The sequence below is a fragment of the Microbacterium testaceum StLB037 genome (assembly GCF_000202635.1).
Lineage (GTDB): Bacteria > Actinomycetota > Actinomycetes > Actinomycetales > Microbacteriaceae > Microbacterium > Microbacterium testaceum_F.
The window spans coordinates 894821-911640 of sequence record NC_015125.1; the positions used below are offsets into that span (position 1 = coordinate 894821).

The following is a 16820-nucleotide window of genomic DNA, read 5'->3' on the forward strand; positions in this document are numbered from 1 at the left end:
CTCTCGCGTGTGAGTGTGTCAGGGACGACGTCGGCGACGCACGCCGACCGCCGCTTCCTGCGCGGAGACGGCGGGTTTCGTCGCCACGACCGCGCTTTCGCGGTCTTCGCCCGTCGTGTCACCCGATTGCCCTCCTGCCGTCCTCCGCTGCGAGAGGGTGCGCAGTCCACTGACGTTGTCAGGGGGCAGGGCCGCACGGCGGCGCGGACCCGGGTCCGCCACGGCCTCCGCGTCGTCGTCGGGCCGACGCTTCGCGCTCCCGAACCACCCCCGCCGCCACCAGGATCGTCGCGCCCCTGACGCAGCGCCGTACCCGTAATAGCCGGCGTACTGCGACCCGTAGTAGCTCGAATCGACGCCGCGGAGCGGGACACGGTTCAAGACGACGCCGAGGAGCCGGCCGCGCGTCTTGCCGATGTTGTCCGACGCGCGCACGAGCATGTCGTCCGTCGTGCGCCCCGCCGTGACCACGAGGACAGCGCCGTCGGCCCAGCTCGCGATCACCGCGGCGTCGGCGACCGCGAGAGTCGGCGGCGAATCGATGACGACGATCATGTCGTCGGACAGTCTTCGCGCGAGCTGCTGCATGCGCTGCGAGCCGACCATCTCCGTCGGGTTGGGCGGCGTGCGCCCCGCGGCGACCACGAAGAGTCGGCCGTGTTCGTCCACCTGATGGGCGACCTGTTCGATCTGCGCGCGCCCGGCGAGGACATCCGACAGCCCCACGTCATCCGAGAAGCCGAACATCCCGCCCAGGACAGGGCGACGCATGTCCGCGTCGATGAGGATCACCGACCGACCTGTGGCCGCAATGCTCACCGCGAGGTTCGCCGCGGTGGTCGACTTGCCGTCTCCGGGAAGCGGGCTGGTGATCACGATGACCTTCGCCGGGTGGTCGACATCGACGTACTGGAGGTTGGTGCGCAGCTCACGCATCGCCTCCTTGTGCGCGAACGATCCGCGGCCGTCTTTGATGTCGTCGAACGAGAAGACCGCGCGTCCGGAGGCGAGCTCTTTGTCGACCGGCAGCACACCGACCACGGACGTGTCCACCGCTTCCGTGATGTCGCGGGCCGCACGCAGACGGCGATCGAACGCCCGCCGCACGAGCGCGAACACGACGCCCAGGATCGCGCCGGCGATCGCGCCGATCGCCACGTTCAGACGCACGTTCGGAGACGATGGCGACGTGGGGAGTCGAGCCGAATCCCCCGCCACCAGTCGGACCGCGCCCTGCCCCGAACCCGCAGAGTTCAAACCGTCGACCTGCTTCGTCATTCCGCGGATCCACGCCTCGGCGAGGTCTCGGGCGGCCTCCGGCGTCGGGCCCGCCGCATCCACACGAACATTGACCGTGTCCACCGGGTTGGACACCTGGATGCGCTGCACGAGCGACTCCGGGCTGTCCGACAGGCCCAGATCCTCTTTCGCCGCTTCCGCGACGCTGCGCCAGTACCCCATGTCGATGAACGACTTGACCTTCGACAACGCCAGCTGGTCACCCGCCAGAGCCGCGCCGGTCGAGTTGTCCGATGACATCGCGGCGACGTATCCGCTCGCGTCGGCGGTGTACACCCGGGGCTGAAGCGCACTCCACCCCAACCCGGCGAGGCCTCCGACCACGGTCAGGGCGACGATCGCCTTCCAGTAGGCCCGCAAGACGCGAACCACCCTCTGCATGTCCACTCGTGTCCGCCTTTCGCACGACCGGCGACGAGCCGCCGAGCCGGACGCAGCATAGGCACACCGCCTCCACGCTCCCGGACACCCCCGTCCCTACGTGGACAGGCGAGGGGCGACGGCGCGGTTTCCGCTTCCGCCGAGGAAGAGGGTGTGATGCCGCGAGGGTGACGAGGGGATGACGGCAGGGATGAAAGACCCTCCGTTCGGCCGGTGTCACCCGCGGGTGACCTCAATGATCGTCACTGCGCGTTCGTCGCGTGAATCACCGGCTCGTCCCTCCCTCAGACCGAGGCGAAGGGGGCGACGGTCACTGAGTTGGAGACACCCGATGCTGATCGACCTGGACACCTCACCCTCTGCCTCGCGAGCCTCGCGCCGCTCGAGCCGCTTCTGGACCCCTCGCTGCGACACGGTCTCGACACTGAAAGACAGCGTCACGAGCGACGTCGTGCTCCTGCGCGGACCCGCCGGGTCGGGGAAGACCTCATTGCTCCGGCAGTTCGCGACGGCGCTCGCGGACGCTCCAGAGGTGGGGGTTCAGCTGATCGACGCCGAGCAGACCTCTCCCGACGTGTTCGAGAAGGTGGCCGCGGCTTTCCGCGACGGTCCGGCGCAGCACATCCTGCTCGTCGACAACCTGACCGACAGATCGGGTCTCACCTCGGAGCACCTCCTCGACGCACTGCGCGCGGACCCCGCCCTCCGCGTGGTCGTGGCCACGCGACACGTCACCCGGCTCGAAAGTCCGCTGGTCGCGCTCGAGTTCGACGTCCACGTGCTCCCGCCCTCCGACCTGTTGATGTCGCGTTCCGAACTCGCCGTCGTGTTCGAGCTGAACGGGGTGGATGCCACGGATGCGGCGCTCGACACCCTGATGACGCGCACCCACGGCTGGCCGGCGCTCGCGCAACTGGTGAGTTCTCGGCTCCGCCTCGAGGGGCTCTCGCTGCGCAGCCGAGACGAGGCGGAGTCGGCCGCCGAGCACGCGACTCGCTCCCTGACCGGCGACATGGAGCAGCACCTGACGATTCCCGTCACCGACGAGCTCAGGCTGCTGGCCGTCGCTCCGTTCATCAACGTCGAGTTGGCCGACGCCATCGGGATCGACCCCACGACCGGGACGACGCAACAGCTCCTCACCGAATTGCAGGATGCCGGTTTCGTCTGGCCGAGTTCCACGCGCCTCGTGCTCGCCGAACCCGTACGGGCCCAGTGGCTGCGCGAGATCGAAGCGCGACAGCCCGCATTGGTCGAGCGCACCCGGCTGCGGCTTCTGGAGCATCTCGTCGCCACCGGCGAGCCTTTGCGGGCGGCGCAGTTGGCCGCCGATTCGGGACAGTGGGTCACTCTCGCTTCTGTGCTCCGTTCGTCCGGAGCAGAGATCTGGGCTCGCGACGCCGCCGCCTTCCGCTCGTTGATCGCCGTCCTCCGCTCACACGCAGGCTCCGAGCCGATCGCGGTCGACACCCTTCTGACCCTGGACGCGGAGACGGCCACGTCGTCCGAGGTACCCGCCGCCATCATCGGCGCGCTCGGCAAGGTGCCCGAGGCGAGGGCCGCCTCGCACGGCAACATCCCCGGCCTGACCTTGCGCGTGAGCCTCCTGCGGGCTGCGGGGCGCTTCGCCCTGGCCACGGAGTCGGCGGCTCTGCTGCTCGATGCCCTTCGGCGTCGTCAGGACCTCCCCGCCGATGTCGTCGTGGAGGGGTGGTATCAGGTCGCGATGACCCACTTCGCGATGGGGAGACTGCGCGACGCCTCTCTGTCCATGGGGCACGTCGAACGGATGGCTCCTCCGCCGCAACGGATCCGTGCGACCGGGACACTCGCCGTGATCGCGCTGCTCGAAGGAGACGTCCGCGGCGCCGAAGTCCTCGTCGAGCGCACGCGCGACGACAACTGGTTCGACACGCCGTGGGGCGAGGCCATCCGTCTCGCTGACGCCTGGCTGTCGCTCGAGCGGGGCGACGCGCACGAAGCGCGACGAATCCTCGAAACGGTTCCGGCGACCACCTCCGCACGGGAGCTCTGGCCCTTCGCGGCCTCGACGCAAGCCCTCGCGTTCCTGCTCTCCGGAGCGGCTCCCGACGCGCTCGGCGTCCTGCGCTCCTGGGGTACGCGGGCCCGGAGCACGCCCCCGTCACACTTCCAATCGACGCAGATGCTCACGGCACGGGCGAAGGTCCTCATCGCCCTCCGGCAGGCGCGGAAGGCGTTGGCCCTCTTCGAGGGGCCGTTCGGTCTGTCCTCGGCGACGGCCCCGGCGATCGCGCTCTCCCAGCTCTATGCGGGCCGCGCACATGAGGCGTTCGTGATGAGCGTGAAGTGGGGGATCCACCAGGAGTCCTCCCCTCGCGCTTCCCTGGAGAGCATGGTGGTGAGCATCGTGGCCGACATTCGGCTCAACGGCTCCGCCGCGCAGCGCAGCACCGTGGAGCGCGCCGAGGCCATCAGCCTCCGCTTCGATCTGTGGAGTCCCTGGAGCGCGGTGGCGCCGGAGGACCGGGCGATGGTGATCGGTGCGCTCTCGAGCGCCGCCCGAGAGCGCGTCGCGGCGCGCGATTCATTCTTCGCGTCATCCGTCAGTGTTCCGCATCTCACCAAGCGGGAACAGGTCGTCCTGGCTCAGCTGACGCCCGCGTCGACGATCGCCGACATCGCTCGGGTTCTCGTGGTGTCGCCGAACACCGTGAAGACGCAACTGCAGAGCCTTTACCGCAAACTCGAGGTCTCGGACCGCGCCAGCGCCATCCGCGCGGCGCACGCCTGGGGCCTGATCGAGAACGACAACGAGGGGTGACGACGCTGTCGCCGCGCCGGTCCGTCAGCGACGATCGGCGCGGCGACGATCGGCGCGGCGACGGTCGGAACGGCGACGGGCACGCACGGCCACGAATCGAGCGACGACGAGAAGAACCAGGGTGAGCAGCACTCCGGGGAACGTCAGCGGGACACCCGCTCCCCGGAGGACGGCGAGCACGACGAGCAGCGCGGCGACCGGGGCGACCCACACGAGGATGCGCCAGAGCAGTCGTCGGTTCACGCGTCCACGCTAACGGTTCGTCCCGCGCGTTCGCGCCGGGTCACGATGCGCGTACTGTCCGTCACCCTCGAGGATGACTCCGCTCTCGCGATGTCCTCCCCGGTGCTGACGCGGCGGGAAGCCGCGCTTCGTAGCGTGAACTCATGATCACTTCGCCCATCGACGACGGCTTCGCCGCCCGCGTCGAGAACCTCACGAAGACCTTCGGCGACGGAGCCAACGCCGTCCACGCGCTCGACGGCGTCTCCCTCAGCGTCCGCCGCGGCGAGTTCGTCGCAATCATGGGTCCCTCCGGGTCTGGAAAGTCGACGCTCATGCACGTCATGGCGGGTCTCGACGCGCCCACGAGCGGACGCGCCTGGCTCGGCAGCCAGGAGATCACCGGCCTGTCGGACGCCGAGCTGACCGTCCTGCGCCGCCGCCGCGTCGGGTTCGTCTTCCAGGCCTTCAACCTCGTTCCGACTCTCACCGCCGATGAGAACATCCGCTTGCCGTTCGATCTCGACGCCCGGCGCCCCACGGCCCAGGAGGAGTCGAGGATCGCGACCCTCGTCGACGCTCTGGGGTTGAAAGCGCGGATGAACCACCGTCCGGATCAGCTGAGCGGCGGCCAGCAGCAGCGCGTCGCCATCGCCCGTGCCCTCGCGACGGCCCCCGACCTCGTCTTCGCCGACGAGCCGACCGGCAACCTCGACTCGCGGTCCGGCCGCGAGGTGCTGCTGCTCCTGCGCACCGCAGCCCAGGAGTTCGGCCAGTCGATCGCCATGGTCACCCATGACCCCGTCGCCGCGAGCCGCGCGGATCGAGTGGTCTTCGTGGCCGACGGCCGCATCATCGCCGACAAGCCCGCGCAGACCGCCGAGGAGATCTCGACGTTCATGCTCCGCGCGGAAGGGGCCGTGGCATGAGCACCGCCGCTCGCACCCGTCCGGGCCGCACCGCGTGGCTCCGTGAGCCCGGCATGGCGGCCACGGTTCTGGTCGGTGCCATCTCGACCGCGTTCGGGGTCGTCCTCCTCTCCGTGACCGAGTACCTGGCCACCCTCATCCAGGCCCAACCCCAGCTGCAGGGCGTCGATGCGGTGCGGGCCGCTCTCACGATCGTCACGTCCGTGCTCGTCGGCCTGTCGATCTACGTCGGCGCGATCGTCACGGCGAACACCTTCGCCACCGTCGTCGCCGGGCGGACCCGTCGCATCGCGCTTCTGCGTCTGCTGGGATCGTCCGCGCGACGCGAACGGCTGGTCCTGGCCCGCCAAGGTCTCGTCCTGGGGACTCTCGGTGCGGCGGCCGGGCTGATCGGAGGGCTCGCCGTGTCGGTCGTGGGGCTCCGGCTCGCATCCGACGCGTGGGGACTCCGCGTGGACTGGGCGATCCTCCGTCCCGATCTGGCGGCACCGTCCATCGCCGTCATCCTCGTCACCTGGGCGGCCGCGTGGATCGGCTCCCGTCGGGTCGGCGTGGTCACCCCCCTCCAAGCGTTGTCCAACTCGGTCGAGGCTCCGCGCGACCGGGTGGTCGCCCGTCGCGGTCGGCACCTCACGGCGGCGGCGCTGGTCGCTGTCGGCGCCGCCCTGTTGGCGGTGGGCATCGTGATGGGCGGGGTGTCGTCATCCGGGATCCTGTTCGCGTTCGCGGGGGGCGCCCTCTCGTTCTCGGGCATCGCGCTCGGGGCCACGCTCTTCATGCCCCCGGCCCTTCGGGCGGTCGGCGGACTGTTCGGACGCAGCGTCGTCGCACGGATGGCCGCCGCCAACGCCCTGCGGCACTCGGAGCGCTCGTCCCGCATGGCCATCGGGGTGGTGATGGGGGTCACCCTGGTGACCATGTTCGCGGTCGCATCGACGACGTCCACCCGCTTCTTCCACGTCGTCCTCGGGGAGGAGATCCCCGCGGAGCTCTCGCTGTCGGTCGACGTCTTCACGGGCGTGATGATGGGTCTCGTCGGCGTCTCGGCCGTGATCGCCGCCGTCGGCGTCGTGAACCTCTTGATGCTCGGCATCCTGCAGCGACAGCGCGAACTCGGCCTTCTCCGGGCCCTCGGACTCTCGGTGCGGCAGGTTCGCACGATGGTGGTCTGGGAGGCGACGCATGTCGTCGTCACATCGGTGACCATCGGCCTGCTGCTCGGCACGGTCTACGGCTGGGCGGGAGCGCAATCCCTCTTCGGATGGATGCCGCACGCCGCCGGGCTCGTGGACGGGCCGGTGTTCGTCGCGCCGGCGATCCCGGCATCCATCGTTCTCACGGTCGTCGCAGCGACGGCCGCGCTCACGCTGGTCGCGTCGATCGTGCCCGCCCGCCTGGCGACCCGACTCAGCCCGGTGAGGTCCCTGGCGGCACAGGTCTGAGGTCAGGAGGTGGCGGCGCGCTCGTCCGCCGCCACCTGCAGACCGAAGACTCCGAACCAGGCGATGGCGAGCGTCGCCGCCGTGAACTCCAGATTGCCGCCGAGAACCGTGTCGCCCCGGAACAGCGAGATCATGGCGCCCGTGAAGGACGTCGCGCCCACAGCGACGAGGGTGGCGATGCTCGCGGCGCGCATCCACGGGCGGCGGCGCAGAGTCGCGACCTGGGCCATCGCGATGATCGCCAGGACGAATCCGGTGACCGCGGACGTGATGTGGACGAGATCCTGCGGGAGCGCGCCGGGCGTGAACGGAACAGGGCACCCGGGCGAGCACGTCACGACGGAGGCGAGCGCGAAGCAGAGGCCGCAGGCGACGAGCGTCGTCGCGATCGGCCACCCCACTCGATACGGGCGCGTACTCCCCACCACGGCTCGATCGACGAGGACGGTGGCGACGGCCAGCAGGAGCAACGCCAGGTTGAACACCGGCGCAGTGGACATCCCGGTCGCGCCGAGTTGGCTCACGTAGTGAACGCTCGGTTCCCACGATCGCGTCAGCCAGATGAGCGCGGCGCTGGCGAACGCCGCGCCCGAACCGACCGTCGCCAGCACGACAGCATGCTCTCGCCGGACCCGGGGGGTGCCCGTGGACCGCTCTGTCGTCTGGGTCATTCAGCTCTCCGCGCGTCGTCAGGGGCCTGGCAACCATACCGTGCGGCCACGCGTCGGCTCGGTTCGCCTCGGGGATGACGTGCACGCCGGCGCGGGGTGATTTCACCCCGGCCGCGCTGGCGGCACCGGCGGGAGCCGTCGGATGCTGATTCAGCGGGCAGAGCCTGCGGGGCGTGACCGTGCCGGGGGGCCGTGTCGCCGCCGCCGCGGCTCTGCTCGTCTCCCTCCGGACGGCCCCCGGGCGAGGGGTCTCACCCCTCACCGCGTGAGCAAAAACACCGAGGGGGGCGATTGTCCGGGTGAGGAATGCGTCCTCGACCGCGTCGAGACCCACCGCACGTGCGAGTCTCGTCACGAGCGATCCTGAGTGGTTCTCCCCCAAGCACCCTCTTCTCCACGGTCGCTCGCCCCCAGGATGCGCGGTCTCGCTCCACGGCACCCGGTTGTCGAGACCGCGCATCCCCTTTGGAACCTCCTTCGAACTCCCCCACCGCTGCTCTCGTGCGGTTGAATCGGAGGGGCGTCCGCGATCCGGACGCGACACCGCGAGGAGGACTGCCCGTGACCGACGACCGCGACATCGCGAACGACCGCCCCGAGGGGACGGAAGGCGCCGACAACGACGCCTTCCTCGACGAGCTGTTGTCGACGGCGGAGGATTCCGACGGCACGACGGTCTTCCCGGTGGGCTTCCGCGGATACGACCGCGAGGCCGTCGACGAGGCGATCCGGCAGCTCGCCGATCGCGTGCGGAGGGCCGCCGAGGAGACGCAGGATGCCAAGCGGCGCGCCGAAGCGATGTTCGCGCAGCAGCGCGCCGAGCACGACGCCGAGCTCGAGGAGTCCGCCCACCGCTACTCCGAGGAGGTCACCCAGCTTCAGGAGCAGCTTCGCGCGGCGGCGGCACGAGCCGCCGATGCCGAGTCGCAGGTCCACGCCCTGTCGGACGAGTTCGCGACACGCGACGACGACGACCCTCAACGGGGTCGCGAACACTTCGACGCCATCCTCCGGGTCGCCGAAGAACAGGCCGGTGTTCTCGTGCAGAACGCGGTCGGACAGGCGGAACGACTCCTGGCCAGTGCACACGACGAGGCCGCGTCGATCCGCGACGAGGCCATCGCCGATCAGAACCGCCTCCGCGCCGAAGCGCAGCACGATGCCGATCAGGTGCACCTGCGCATCGAGACCGAGTCGACCGCGCATTCCGCCCGACTCGAGCGGGAGCGCGCTCACGCGGCCGAGAAGGTGGCGCAGGCCGAGCGCGAGGCCGTCGCGATCCGCACCGAGGCGGAGAAGGGCGCGGCCGCGCTGCGCTCGATGGTGTCGCGAGAGACCGGCGAGCTGCGGGCGAAGGCCGAGCGTGACGTCCGCGAGATGACCGCGCGCGTGCTCGAGTTCGAAGAGTCGCTGACCCGTCGACAGGACGAGGCGCAACAGGAGTTCCTCGTCCTGCACAACCAAGCCGTCGCTCACGCCGAGCGCATCACGGGTGATGCGAGCGAACAGGTGGCCGCCGCTCTCGAGCACGCACGGCGCATCTCCGCCCGTGCAGACGATTACGAACGCCTCGCTCGCGCCCAGGCGCAGCAGGCCGAGGCCGATGCGCAGGTGCGCGCTCGGGAGATCCTCGACGGTTCCCGCGAGCGGGCTCAGCGCATCGCCGACAAGATCACCGAGCACGCGGCATCCGTCCTCCGGGATGCCGAGGACCGCACGCGCGACCTGCGGTGGCAGCAGCAGCAGGTCGGGAGCTTCATGACCGAAATGAACGAGCTGCTCCGCGCGACACCGCGGGGTGGGTCCGCGGGCGTCGACTTCGCCGACGAGGGCGCCACGGGCGACGACACCGCGGACGACTCCCCGAGGGAGGGCGCCGTCGAGGAGAACGACGGCGACGCGGTCCGCGCCGAGGAGACGGAGCGCGACTGAGCCGCGACTCCTCACCCCGGGGCGCCTGATGTCGCCGGCGAGGGTGGTCGGGGTCAGTCGCCCCGACGTCCGCGCCGACTCTTGGAGATGACGAGCACCGCGCCGATCCCGATCACGGCGGCGGCGACCAGGGGCACGAGCACGAAGACCAGCCGACCGTTCTCCGCCTCCGCGTCGGGCTCCGCTTGTGCCGAATCGTCCCCCGCAGCGGGTGAGTTCGCCGGAGTCGCGGGCTCGGGGGTCGATTGCTTGGCGACCGTCACGGTGGCTTCGACGCGCGAAGCCGACCCGATGTCCGCGGAGACGAGCAGGTCTCCGCTGCGCGTCGCGGTGACGTCGACGCGCGCCTCACCGTTCGTCACGGCGACGTCCGCCGCGCCGGATCCGTCCGGAGAGAACGAGCCGCCGTCGGCGGGGTCGAGCACGAACCGCACCGATTCGACCCCGTCCAGCCCCGAGACCGTCACGGTGGCCGTTTCGCCGGCGGCGATCTCTGAGGGCGAAACCGTCACCCGGGGCGCAGAGGACGCGTGCGCGGTGGTCGGGAGCGCGAGGGTGGTGAGCGTCAGAAGAGCAAGGAGAAGTCGAGCGATTCCGCTGCGCATGAACGGTCCCTTCGTCGTTTCCGGCGACGGTAACCGCGCGGAGCGGTGGCGTCCCGCCCGTAGACGGAGGAGGCGGAGGCGGGTAGGGGCCTCTCGCACTTAGGCTGATGTCCGAGGCGAAGGGAGACGCGATGACCTCGAGAAGTTCGCTCCCGCTCGGCGCTGCGCTCAGTGCCGCTGCGGCATTCGTGTTCGCCACGCCGACGCTGTTCCTGCCGCCGGACGCTCATGCGTCGGTGAAGCTCGTCTTCATCGTCGGGGGTTCGATCCTCTTCGCGACCGCCGTGACCCGCGTGCGGTCGGAAAATCACGCCACCAAGGGGGCGAGCGCCGACGCGTCGACCCCGGAGGACGTCACGCCCGAGTGATCAGACGCGGCCCCGACGCACGCCGGGGCCGGAGACCGTCACGCAGCGCGGACCAGCGACCGCTGCGCGGAGGAACGGGCAGGCGTCTTGGCCGGAGCGGCGGCCTGCTTCTCGACGGTGACGTCGAGGCTGAGACCGCGGGAAGAGTTGGCGTCGTTGGCGAGGCGCTTGAGCAGCTCCTGGTCGAGAGCCTCGGGCTGCTCCGAGTCGAAGACGAACCGGAGGGGGATCGCGGGCTGGAGCCAGATCGTGGAACGTCCGCCCGGCTCGTCCGCCCGGTGCGTCCAGGAGAGGGTGAAGCTCTCGCCGCGGCGGAGCTTGGTGGCCGCGACCACCTTCACGTGAGCGAGCATCCGGTCGTCGATCTCGATCGGCTCGGGGGTCGTTCCGTAGAACAGCTTCGCCATGATGCTTTCCTCTCCTCGTTGCTTGGTAATGAACTTACTAGGTAGACTAGCGAATAGGCAAGCGAGATATAAGGAACATTCTCCGAAGGGGTTTCCATGACCGACATCGCCACGGATCCCCCGTCGTACTGGTTCAGCGACAGCGCGGAAGACGATCGCGGTGCGCGAGTGATGGAGGCCCTCCGCGCCTACCGGGCAGCGGAGATGTCCATGCGACGACGCACTCAGGCATCCATGTCGATGGGCGAGAACGAGATGCTCGTGCTGCGCTTTCTCACGCGGCACGGACGACGGAGCCGCGACGTGACCCCGATCGATCTCGCGCGCTACCTCGGTATCTCGACCGCGTCCATGACCGCGCTGCTCGACCGTCTGGAGAGATCCGGCCACCTCGAACGACGACCGCACCCCAGCGACCGACGGAAGGTGCTCGTGGCCGCGACGCCTCACACCGAGGACGAGATGCGCGAGGTTCTCGGTTCCATGCACGCGCAGATGATGCTCGCGACGCACGGGATGACCGAGGCCGAGACGACCGCCGTCACCCGGTTCCTCGAGCGCATGCGTACCGCGGTCGACGGCGTGGGCACCGGTCCCGCGTCGAATCCTCCGGCGACGGCGATCCCGGACGTCGCCGCATGACCACGCACGTCGCGGCGCGCCTCGACCTTCGCGTCGAAAGCGAAGCCGAGGCGATCTTCTCCATCGCCGTCGCGCAGGGGTGGGCCGCCTCCGAAGAGCTGTCGCTCACGGTGGGGGCACGCTCTGTCGCGGTGGATGAACTCGTCGACGACCACGGAACGCGCCTGCGCCGTGCGACCTTGCCCGTGGGGGACGTCGTGGTGAGCTATCGCGCCGAGGCCGAACGCCCGTCCGAGCCGGCGGCATCCGGTGTCGTCGACCCGTTGAGGTACCTGCGTCCCAGCCGGTTCGTCCCTTCGGACGAACTCGCCGCCACGGCCCTGTCGTGGTTCGGCGGCGCGAGCCCCGCGGAGAACGTCCGCAGAATCCCCGAGTGGGTCTTCACCCACGTGTCCTACACACCGGGCTCGAGCGGACCGACCGACACGGCCATCCACACCCTGCTGTCGCGCCGGGGAGTCTGCCGCGACTACGCGCATCTCACGGCGGGGCTCCTGCGCGCCGTCGGTGTGCCCGCACGTCTCGCGTCGGTCTACGCGCCGGGGCTCGATCCCATGGACTTCCACGCGGTCGTCGAGGCCTTCGTGGACGGACGGTGGGAAGTCGTGGATGCCACGCGGCTCGCGCCCCGCACGGATTATGTTCGGATCGCCACCGGACGGGACGCCGCCGACACCGCGTTCCTCACGACTCTCTCCGGCACGGCCGTCCTCGAGGGCCTCGAGGTGATGGCCGTCGCCGGCGACGATCTCTCGGCCGACGATCCGACCGTGAGCGTGCTCCTTCCCTGACTCCCCCTCGCGGTGGAGTCGCTCGGAATCGAATCTCGCTACCGTCGAAGGATGGATGCCGCCGCCTCGACCACCCGGCCCCGTCGGGCCGCGCTCGCCGCCGTGTTCGCCCTCGCGCTGCTGCTGCTGGTTTTCGCGGGGGCGCCGTCCGCGCGGGCGGACGTGAACGACTTCACCTTCGACTCGTTCGACGCCGACATGCTCCTGACCCGGGCGCCGGACGGGCACGCGGCGCTGAAGGTCACGGAGACGATCGTCGCGCGCTTCCCGGATGAGGATCAGAACAAGGGCATCGTCCGCGTCATCCCCGACACCTACAACGACATCGCGCTGCACACCGAGATCGTGTCGGTCACGGACGGATCCGGTTCACCGGTGCCGTACGAGGTGGAGGAAAGCCGTCGTGAGCTGCGTGTGCTCACCGGGGATGACACCTACGTCCGCGGCGTGCAGACCTACGTCATCTCATACACGCAACGAGACACGATCCGCTCTTTCGTCGACACCGACGCCGACGAGTTCTACCGCGACATCAACGGCACCGACGGAGAACAGCCCTTCGGGGAGGTCAGTGCCCGACTCCGGGTCGATGCCGACCTGGCGGATGCCGCGCTCGACGGCGCCGCGTCCTGCTATCAGGGTCGGATGGGCTCGAACACCCCGTGCGACATCTCCCGCGCGGGAGGATCGGGCGGTCCCCTCAGCTGGTCCGCCCGCGCCACGGATCTCGGCCCGGGCGAGAACATGACCATCGCGGTCGGCTTCGCGCGAGGCACGTTCGTCCCCGGCGAGGTCTCCCGCACCCCTCTCGAGCAGTTCTCGTTCGACAACGCCCCCCTGCTCGGTGGTGTCTCCGTCGGCGCCGTCGGGCTGGGCGTCGCCGGGCTGGCAGCAGCTCTGGTCGCCCGCCGGAAAGGGCGGGATGCCGAGGGCCGAGGGGTGATCGTCCCCGAGTACGGTCCCCCGGATGACGTCGACGTCCTCGAGGGGGCCGAGCTGGTGCAGCGAGGCCGAGCCGGAGTACCCGCGGCCATTCTCGACGCGGCGATCGCCGGTCACCTCCGCATCATCGACGATCCCCTGGATGCCAAGAGGCTGACCCTGGAACTGGTCCGGACGGACGACGCCACCCCACTCCACCGTGGCGTGCTGACCGCCGTCTTCGGAGCGGATGCCGAACCGGGAGCCCGCGTATCGCTCGGCGCCCACAACCAGGACGCCGCGACCGCTCTGCAGGCGCTCCCGCGGGCAGCAGCCGCAGAACTCCGGCGGCGGGGCTGGACGGAGCGTCCCCGGCACGGTCGATCCGCCCTCGCCATCGCACTCGCCATCGGGGCCTTCGTCGTCGCGGTCGCGACGCTCATCGTCGCCGCGGCGGGGACGGACCCCTCGTGGTGGCAGGTCGCCGCTGTTCCGGTGACGGTGGTCATCGGCATCCTGAGCTTCGTGTTCCTGCGCTATCGGGACCGGGTGACGGATGCCGGAACGGCGGCCCGCGACCACCTCAAGGGCTTACGCGACTACCTGGCACTCGCCGAAGCCGACCGGCTGCGCATCCTGCAGAGCCCCGAGGGGGCCGAGCGGCGACCGGTCGACGCGAACGATCCGACCCAGGTGCTCCACCTCTACGAACGTCTCCTGCCGTGGGCCGTCGTCTGGGGTGTGGAGAAGGAGTGGGCGGAGGCGCTCGACACCCGCGTGCGCGAGACCGGCGATGACCTCCCCTGGTACGCCGCGACGAACGGCTTTTCGACGGCGGCCTTCTCGTCCACGTTCAGCTCCCTGCAGTCGGCGAGCACCCCCGTCACGACGAGCAGCGGTTCGGGGAGCTTCTCGGGCGGGTCGTTCGGGGGCGGTTTCTCCGGGGGCGGGATGGGCGGGGGCAGCGTCGGCGGCCGCTGAGGTCACTCGGCGACGCGGATGACCTCGGCGATCACCCGCGGGTCCGCGAGCACGCGGAAGTGCCCGCCGGTCGCCAGGCGGACGTTCGTCGCCCCGGCCAGCTCGCTCCCCTCGGGGATGTGCGGATCGAAGGCGCCGTACACCGAGGTGATGCGGGTGTTCACCGTCGCGGCCGCCGCGAGCGCGCGCATCGTCGCGTCACCGGAGCGGAAGGCACGGAGCGACGGGGTCGGCATGAGACGGCTGTAGCGCGACCCGCCGAACGGCGTGGCCACGGCGACCATCGCGCGCACGCGATCCCCCGCCGGGTCGAACGCCATGAGGTGTTTGCCGATGAGTCCGCCCTTGCTGTGCGCGACCACGACGACGTCGTCGAGGTCCCGAGCGACGAGAAGTCGGGCGACCCGGGCGGCGGATTCCGCGATGGGTCGGCGGTTCCCGCCGAGTTCGGTGACGACGTGGATGGGGTGTCCCCGACCGTGGAGGGCACGCGCGAGAGGCTCGAGGAACCTCCACGTCTCGTAGATGCCGGGAAGGAGCAGGATCGGTACGCCGTCGCCATCGGCGAGGTCTTCGGCCCGGTCTCGTCCGCCCATCCCGCGCAGCTGTGCGACGGCGGCGTAGAGGTAGTCCCGCACCCACCACCCACCGTTTCGGGCAAGGGCGACGAGTCGCGTCGGGGCCGAGGGCATGCCTCCATCCTCCGCCACGGTCTCCCCCGCGGGTCGCGGGTTGCGCGGCGGCCGGCGACCCCTCCGGGACGCGACGATGCGCGAAGCGGCGCCCGGACACGTAGAGTCGCCCGAATGGACACGCCCGACATCCCCGCCGGCACCGCATGACGGTTCTCCCTCCCGGTCGCCAGTTCGCCCTCACCTGGGGAATCCCGCATGACTTCGGCGGACTGACCGCCGCGATGCTGCAGCGGTCCCGCATGTTCGATCGGCGTGGAGGCGCCCCCGTCCATGTCTTGACGTGTGACGATCGGGAGGATTCCGCCGACATCGCGGATGAGCTCGCCCGGCGTCGGGCCCTGTCGGACGGCGTCCGTCTCACGAACCTCTGGGATTGGGTCCGGGACAACGATCTCGACGGACGACGCGTGCGGGAGGCCGACGGGTTCGCTCCCCTGTCGTCGTCCGCGGCCGAGGAGCGGACGGCCGGTGTGCTCCGACGTCGCGTCCGCACGGGCGCGGACGGCGCCGTCCTCCAGATCGACCATCTACGTGCAGACGGCACGCTCGCGGCGAGCGATCGCCGCGACGTCCCGCGCGCCTCGGGCAGGGTGCGTCGCGTGGTCGTCACGTGCGACCACACGGGGTCGCCGAGGGCGGCATGGAACGGGGTGCGCGAGCTGTACCGCGCGTGGCTGGACCGTCTCACCGGCGGCGAGCGCTCCTTCCTTCTCGTCGACAGCAAGGCGATGGCGCGCTTCGCGGCGGACTACCGACGCCCGCACGTCGTGGTGGTGCACGTGGTCCACGGCTCGCACCTCACCGACGACGGGACGGCGATCCGCCCCTCCCGCGCCGAGGTGTTCGCCCGGCTCGGCGCCTTCGACGCGGTGGTCTTCTGCACCGATCGACAAGTGCGCGACGTCCGGCGCCACGCGGGCCGCCTCCCCCTGCTGGCCGCCGTGGCCCATCCGGTCGCGATCCCGCCGGGCGTCGACGTCGCGGCGCCTCGGCGCGGGGCGGTCGTGCTCTCCCGACTGGCGGGCATCAAACGCGTCGAGGACGCGATCGACGCGGTGCGCCTGGCCCGCCGCGAGCAGCCCACCCTCGAGCTCGACGTCTATGGAGACGGCCCGAGCCGGGCGCGGCTCGAGGCACGCGCCGGAGGCGACCCGTCCATCCGCTTCCGAGGGTTCGATCCCGCCGCCACGGAATCTCTGGCGAGGGCTTCGGTGCTGCTCATGACCAGTCGATCGGAGGCGTTCTCGATGGTCGTTGCGGAGGCCATGGCATCCGGATGTCTTCCCATCGCGTACGACGTACCGTACGGGCCACGGGAGCTCATCGACGACGGAGGGACGGGGTGGCTCGTACCGCCCGGGGACGTGGCGGCTCTCGCCGACACCCTGGCGAGGGCCACGGCTCTGGACGACGTCGCGCTCTCGCGGATGCGTCGTGCGGCCATCGCACGGGCCCGGCTCTACAGCGCGGAAGCGATCCTCGAGCGATGGGCGCGCACGCTCACCCGCGCCGCCCGCCGGCAGGGCCTGCGTCGACGCACATGGAGATTCCGTGAGGTCCTCCGGCGCCGCCTTCGAGTTCGCTGAATCCGGTCCCCTTCGACGCGGATCGGCGTAGCGTTCTTCTCACCCAGCTCCGGCATTGCCGGCGCGGATGACGCCGAACACCGGCGCGTGCGACGACCCTCGTCCGTTGAGCCTCTCCCCCACCTGGCTCCGGACGGGGGCCGCC

The 16820-nt window shown here is 70.5% G+C and carries 15 protein-coding genes; 9 read left to right on the top strand and 6 right to left on the bottom strand.

Annotation, left to right across the window (positions count from 1 at the left end; genetic code table 11):
• Window positions 1-18: 18 nt before the first annotated feature.
• On the bottom strand, window positions 19-1680 hold the full coding sequence (locus MTES_RS04140) for a polysaccharide biosynthesis tyrosine autokinase (RefSeq protein WP_148272803.1): 1662 nt from the start codon (window positions 1678-1680) through the stop codon (window positions 19-21).
• A gap of 331 nt (window positions 1681-2011) precedes the next feature.
• Here MTES_RS04140 and MTES_RS19820 point away from each other — a divergent pair, with 331 nt between their 5' ends.
• Window positions 2012-4483 (top strand): helix-turn-helix transcriptional regulator, encoded by a 2472-nt coding sequence (locus MTES_RS19820; RefSeq protein ID WP_013583945.1) that lies wholly within the window; start codon window positions 2012-2014, stop codon window positions 4481-4483.
• A 24-nt stretch (window positions 4484-4507) separates the two neighbouring features.
• Here the strand turns inward: MTES_RS19820 and MTES_RS04150 are convergent, their stop codons facing one another.
• On the bottom strand, window positions 4508-4726 hold the full coding sequence (locus tag MTES_RS04150; RefSeq protein ID WP_013583946.1) for a hypothetical protein: 219 nt from the start codon (window positions 4724-4726) through the stop codon (window positions 4508-4510).
• A 143-nt stretch (window positions 4727-4869) separates the two neighbouring features.
• Between MTES_RS04150 and MTES_RS04155 the strand changes: the two genes are divergently transcribed.
• Entirely contained in the window at window positions 4870-5634 is a 765-nt protein-coding gene (locus MTES_RS04155; RefSeq protein ID WP_013583947.1) for an ABC transporter ATP-binding protein, read from the top strand.
• Entirely contained in the window at window positions 5631-7076 is a 1446-nt protein-coding gene (locus MTES_RS04160) for an ABC transporter permease (RefSeq protein WP_013583948.1), read from the top strand. Before MTES_RS04155 ends, MTES_RS04160 begins: the two co-directional genes overlap by 4 nt.
• A gap of 2 nt (window positions 7077-7078) precedes the next feature.
• Here the strand turns inward: MTES_RS04160 and MTES_RS04165 are convergent, their stop codons facing one another.
• Entirely contained in the window at window positions 7079-7747 is a 669-nt protein-coding gene (locus MTES_RS04165; RefSeq protein WP_080575356.1) for a DUF998 domain-containing protein, read from the bottom strand.
• A 561-nt stretch (window positions 7748-8308) separates the two neighbouring features.
• Between MTES_RS04165 and MTES_RS04170 the strand changes: the two genes are divergently transcribed.
• Window positions 8309-9679, top strand: a complete 1371-nt coding sequence (locus MTES_RS04170) for a hypothetical protein (protein WP_013583950.1) — start codon at window positions 8309-8311, stop codon at window positions 9677-9679.
• 53 nt (window positions 9680-9732) lie between these two features.
• On the opposite strand, the gene MTES_RS04175 is transcribed toward MTES_RS04170, so the two are convergent.
• Window positions 9733-10284 carry a hypothetical protein gene (locus MTES_RS04175; RefSeq protein WP_013583951.1) on the bottom strand — a complete coding sequence of 184 codons (552 nt, stop codon included), beginning with the start codon at window positions 10282-10284 and terminating at the stop codon, window positions 9733-9735.
• A gap of 131 nt (window positions 10285-10415) precedes the next feature.
• On the opposite strand from MTES_RS04175, the gene MTES_RS04180 reads away from it, so the two are divergent.
• The gene (locus tag MTES_RS04180; protein WP_013583952.1) at window positions 10416-10652 is read left to right on the top strand and encodes a hypothetical protein; all 237 of its coding nucleotides are present in this window, start codon (window positions 10416-10418) and stop codon (window positions 10650-10652) included.
• A 38-nt stretch (window positions 10653-10690) separates the two neighbouring features.
• Here the strand turns inward: MTES_RS04180 and MTES_RS04185 are convergent, their stop codons facing one another.
• A complete protein-coding gene (locus tag MTES_RS04185; RefSeq protein WP_013583953.1) occupies window positions 10691-11059 on the bottom strand; it encodes a hypothetical protein in 369 nt (122 codons plus the stop codon).
• Between the two features lie 96 nt (window positions 11060-11155).
• On the opposite strand from MTES_RS04185, the gene MTES_RS04190 reads away from it, so the two are divergent.
• The 3 genes from MTES_RS04190 to MTES_RS04200 are packed head-to-tail and all read left to right on the top strand — an operon-like array spanning window position 11156 to window position 14394.
• Window positions 11156-11701: a MarR family winged helix-turn-helix transcriptional regulator gene (locus tag MTES_RS04190; RefSeq protein WP_013583954.1), complete on the top strand. Its 546-nt coding sequence runs from the start codon at window positions 11156-11158 to the stop codon at window positions 11699-11701.
• Entirely contained in the window at window positions 11698-12492 is a 795-nt protein-coding gene (locus tag MTES_RS04195; RefSeq protein WP_013583955.1) for a transglutaminase-like domain-containing protein, read from the top strand. Before MTES_RS04190 ends, MTES_RS04195 begins: the two co-directional genes overlap by 4 nt.
• 51 nt (window positions 12493-12543) lie before the next feature.
• Window positions 12544-14394 (top strand): DUF2207 domain-containing protein, encoded by a 1851-nt coding sequence (locus tag MTES_RS04200; protein WP_013583956.1) that lies wholly within the window; start codon window positions 12544-12546, stop codon window positions 14392-14394.
• A gap of 2 nt (window positions 14395-14396) precedes the next feature.
• Here the strand turns inward: MTES_RS04200 and MTES_RS04205 are convergent, their stop codons facing one another.
• On the bottom strand, window positions 14397-15086 hold the full coding sequence (locus tag MTES_RS04205; protein WP_013583957.1) for an esterase/lipase family protein: 690 nt from the start codon (window positions 15084-15086) through the stop codon (window positions 14397-14399).
• Window positions 15087-15232: 146 nt separating this feature from the next.
• Between MTES_RS04205 and MTES_RS04210 the strand changes: the two genes are divergently transcribed.
• Entirely contained in the window at window positions 15233-16675 is a 1443-nt protein-coding gene (locus tag MTES_RS04210; protein ID WP_013583958.1) for a glycosyltransferase, read from the top strand.
• Window positions 16676-16820 lie beyond the last annotated feature (145 nt).

Bases quoted from the DNA above. Each gene is read 5' to 3' on its own strand.
- MTES_RS04140 (WP_148272803.1), bottom strand. From the start codon at position 1,680: ATGCAGAGGGTGGTTCGCGTCTTGCGGGCCTACTGGAAGGCGATCGTC.
- MTES_RS04200 (WP_013583956.1), top strand. From the start codon at position 12,544: ATGGATGCCGCCGCCTCGACCACCCGGCCCCGTCGGGCCGCGCTCGCC.
- MTES_RS19820 (WP_013583945.1), top strand. From the start codon at position 2,012: ATGCTGATCGACCTGGACACCTCACCCTCTGCCTCGCGAGCCTCGCGC.
- MTES_RS04180 (WP_013583952.1), top strand. From the start codon at position 10,416: ATGACCTCGAGAAGTTCGCTCCCGCTCGGCGCTGCGCTCAGTGCCGCT.
- MTES_RS04205 (WP_013583957.1), bottom strand. From the start codon at position 15,086: ATGCCCTCGGCCCCGACGCGACTCGTCGCCCTTGCCCGAAACGGTGGG.
- MTES_RS04185 (WP_013583953.1), bottom strand. From the start codon at position 11,059: ATGGCGAAGCTGTTCTACGGAACGACCCCCGAGCCGATCGAGATCGAC.
- MTES_RS04165 (WP_080575356.1), bottom strand. From the start codon at position 7,747: ATGACCCAGACGACAGAGCGGTCCACGGGCACCCCCCGGGTCCGGCGA.
- MTES_RS04155 (WP_013583947.1), top strand. From the start codon at position 4,870: ATGATCACTTCGCCCATCGACGACGGCTTCGCCGCCCGCGTCGAGAAC.
- MTES_RS04175 (WP_013583951.1), bottom strand. From the start codon at position 10,284: ATGCGCAGCGGAATCGCTCGACTTCTCCTTGCTCTTCTGACGCTCACC.
- MTES_RS04210 (WP_013583958.1), top strand. From the start codon at position 15,233: ATGACGGTTCTCCCTCCCGGTCGCCAGTTCGCCCTCACCTGGGGAATC.
- MTES_RS04160 (WP_013583948.1), top strand. From the start codon at position 5,631: ATGAGCACCGCCGCTCGCACCCGTCCGGGCCGCACCGCGTGGCTCCGT.
- MTES_RS04190 (WP_013583954.1), top strand. From the start codon at position 11,156: ATGACCGACATCGCCACGGATCCCCCGTCGTACTGGTTCAGCGACAGC.
- MTES_RS04195 (WP_013583955.1), top strand. From the start codon at position 11,698: ATGACCACGCACGTCGCGGCGCGCCTCGACCTTCGCGTCGAAAGCGAA.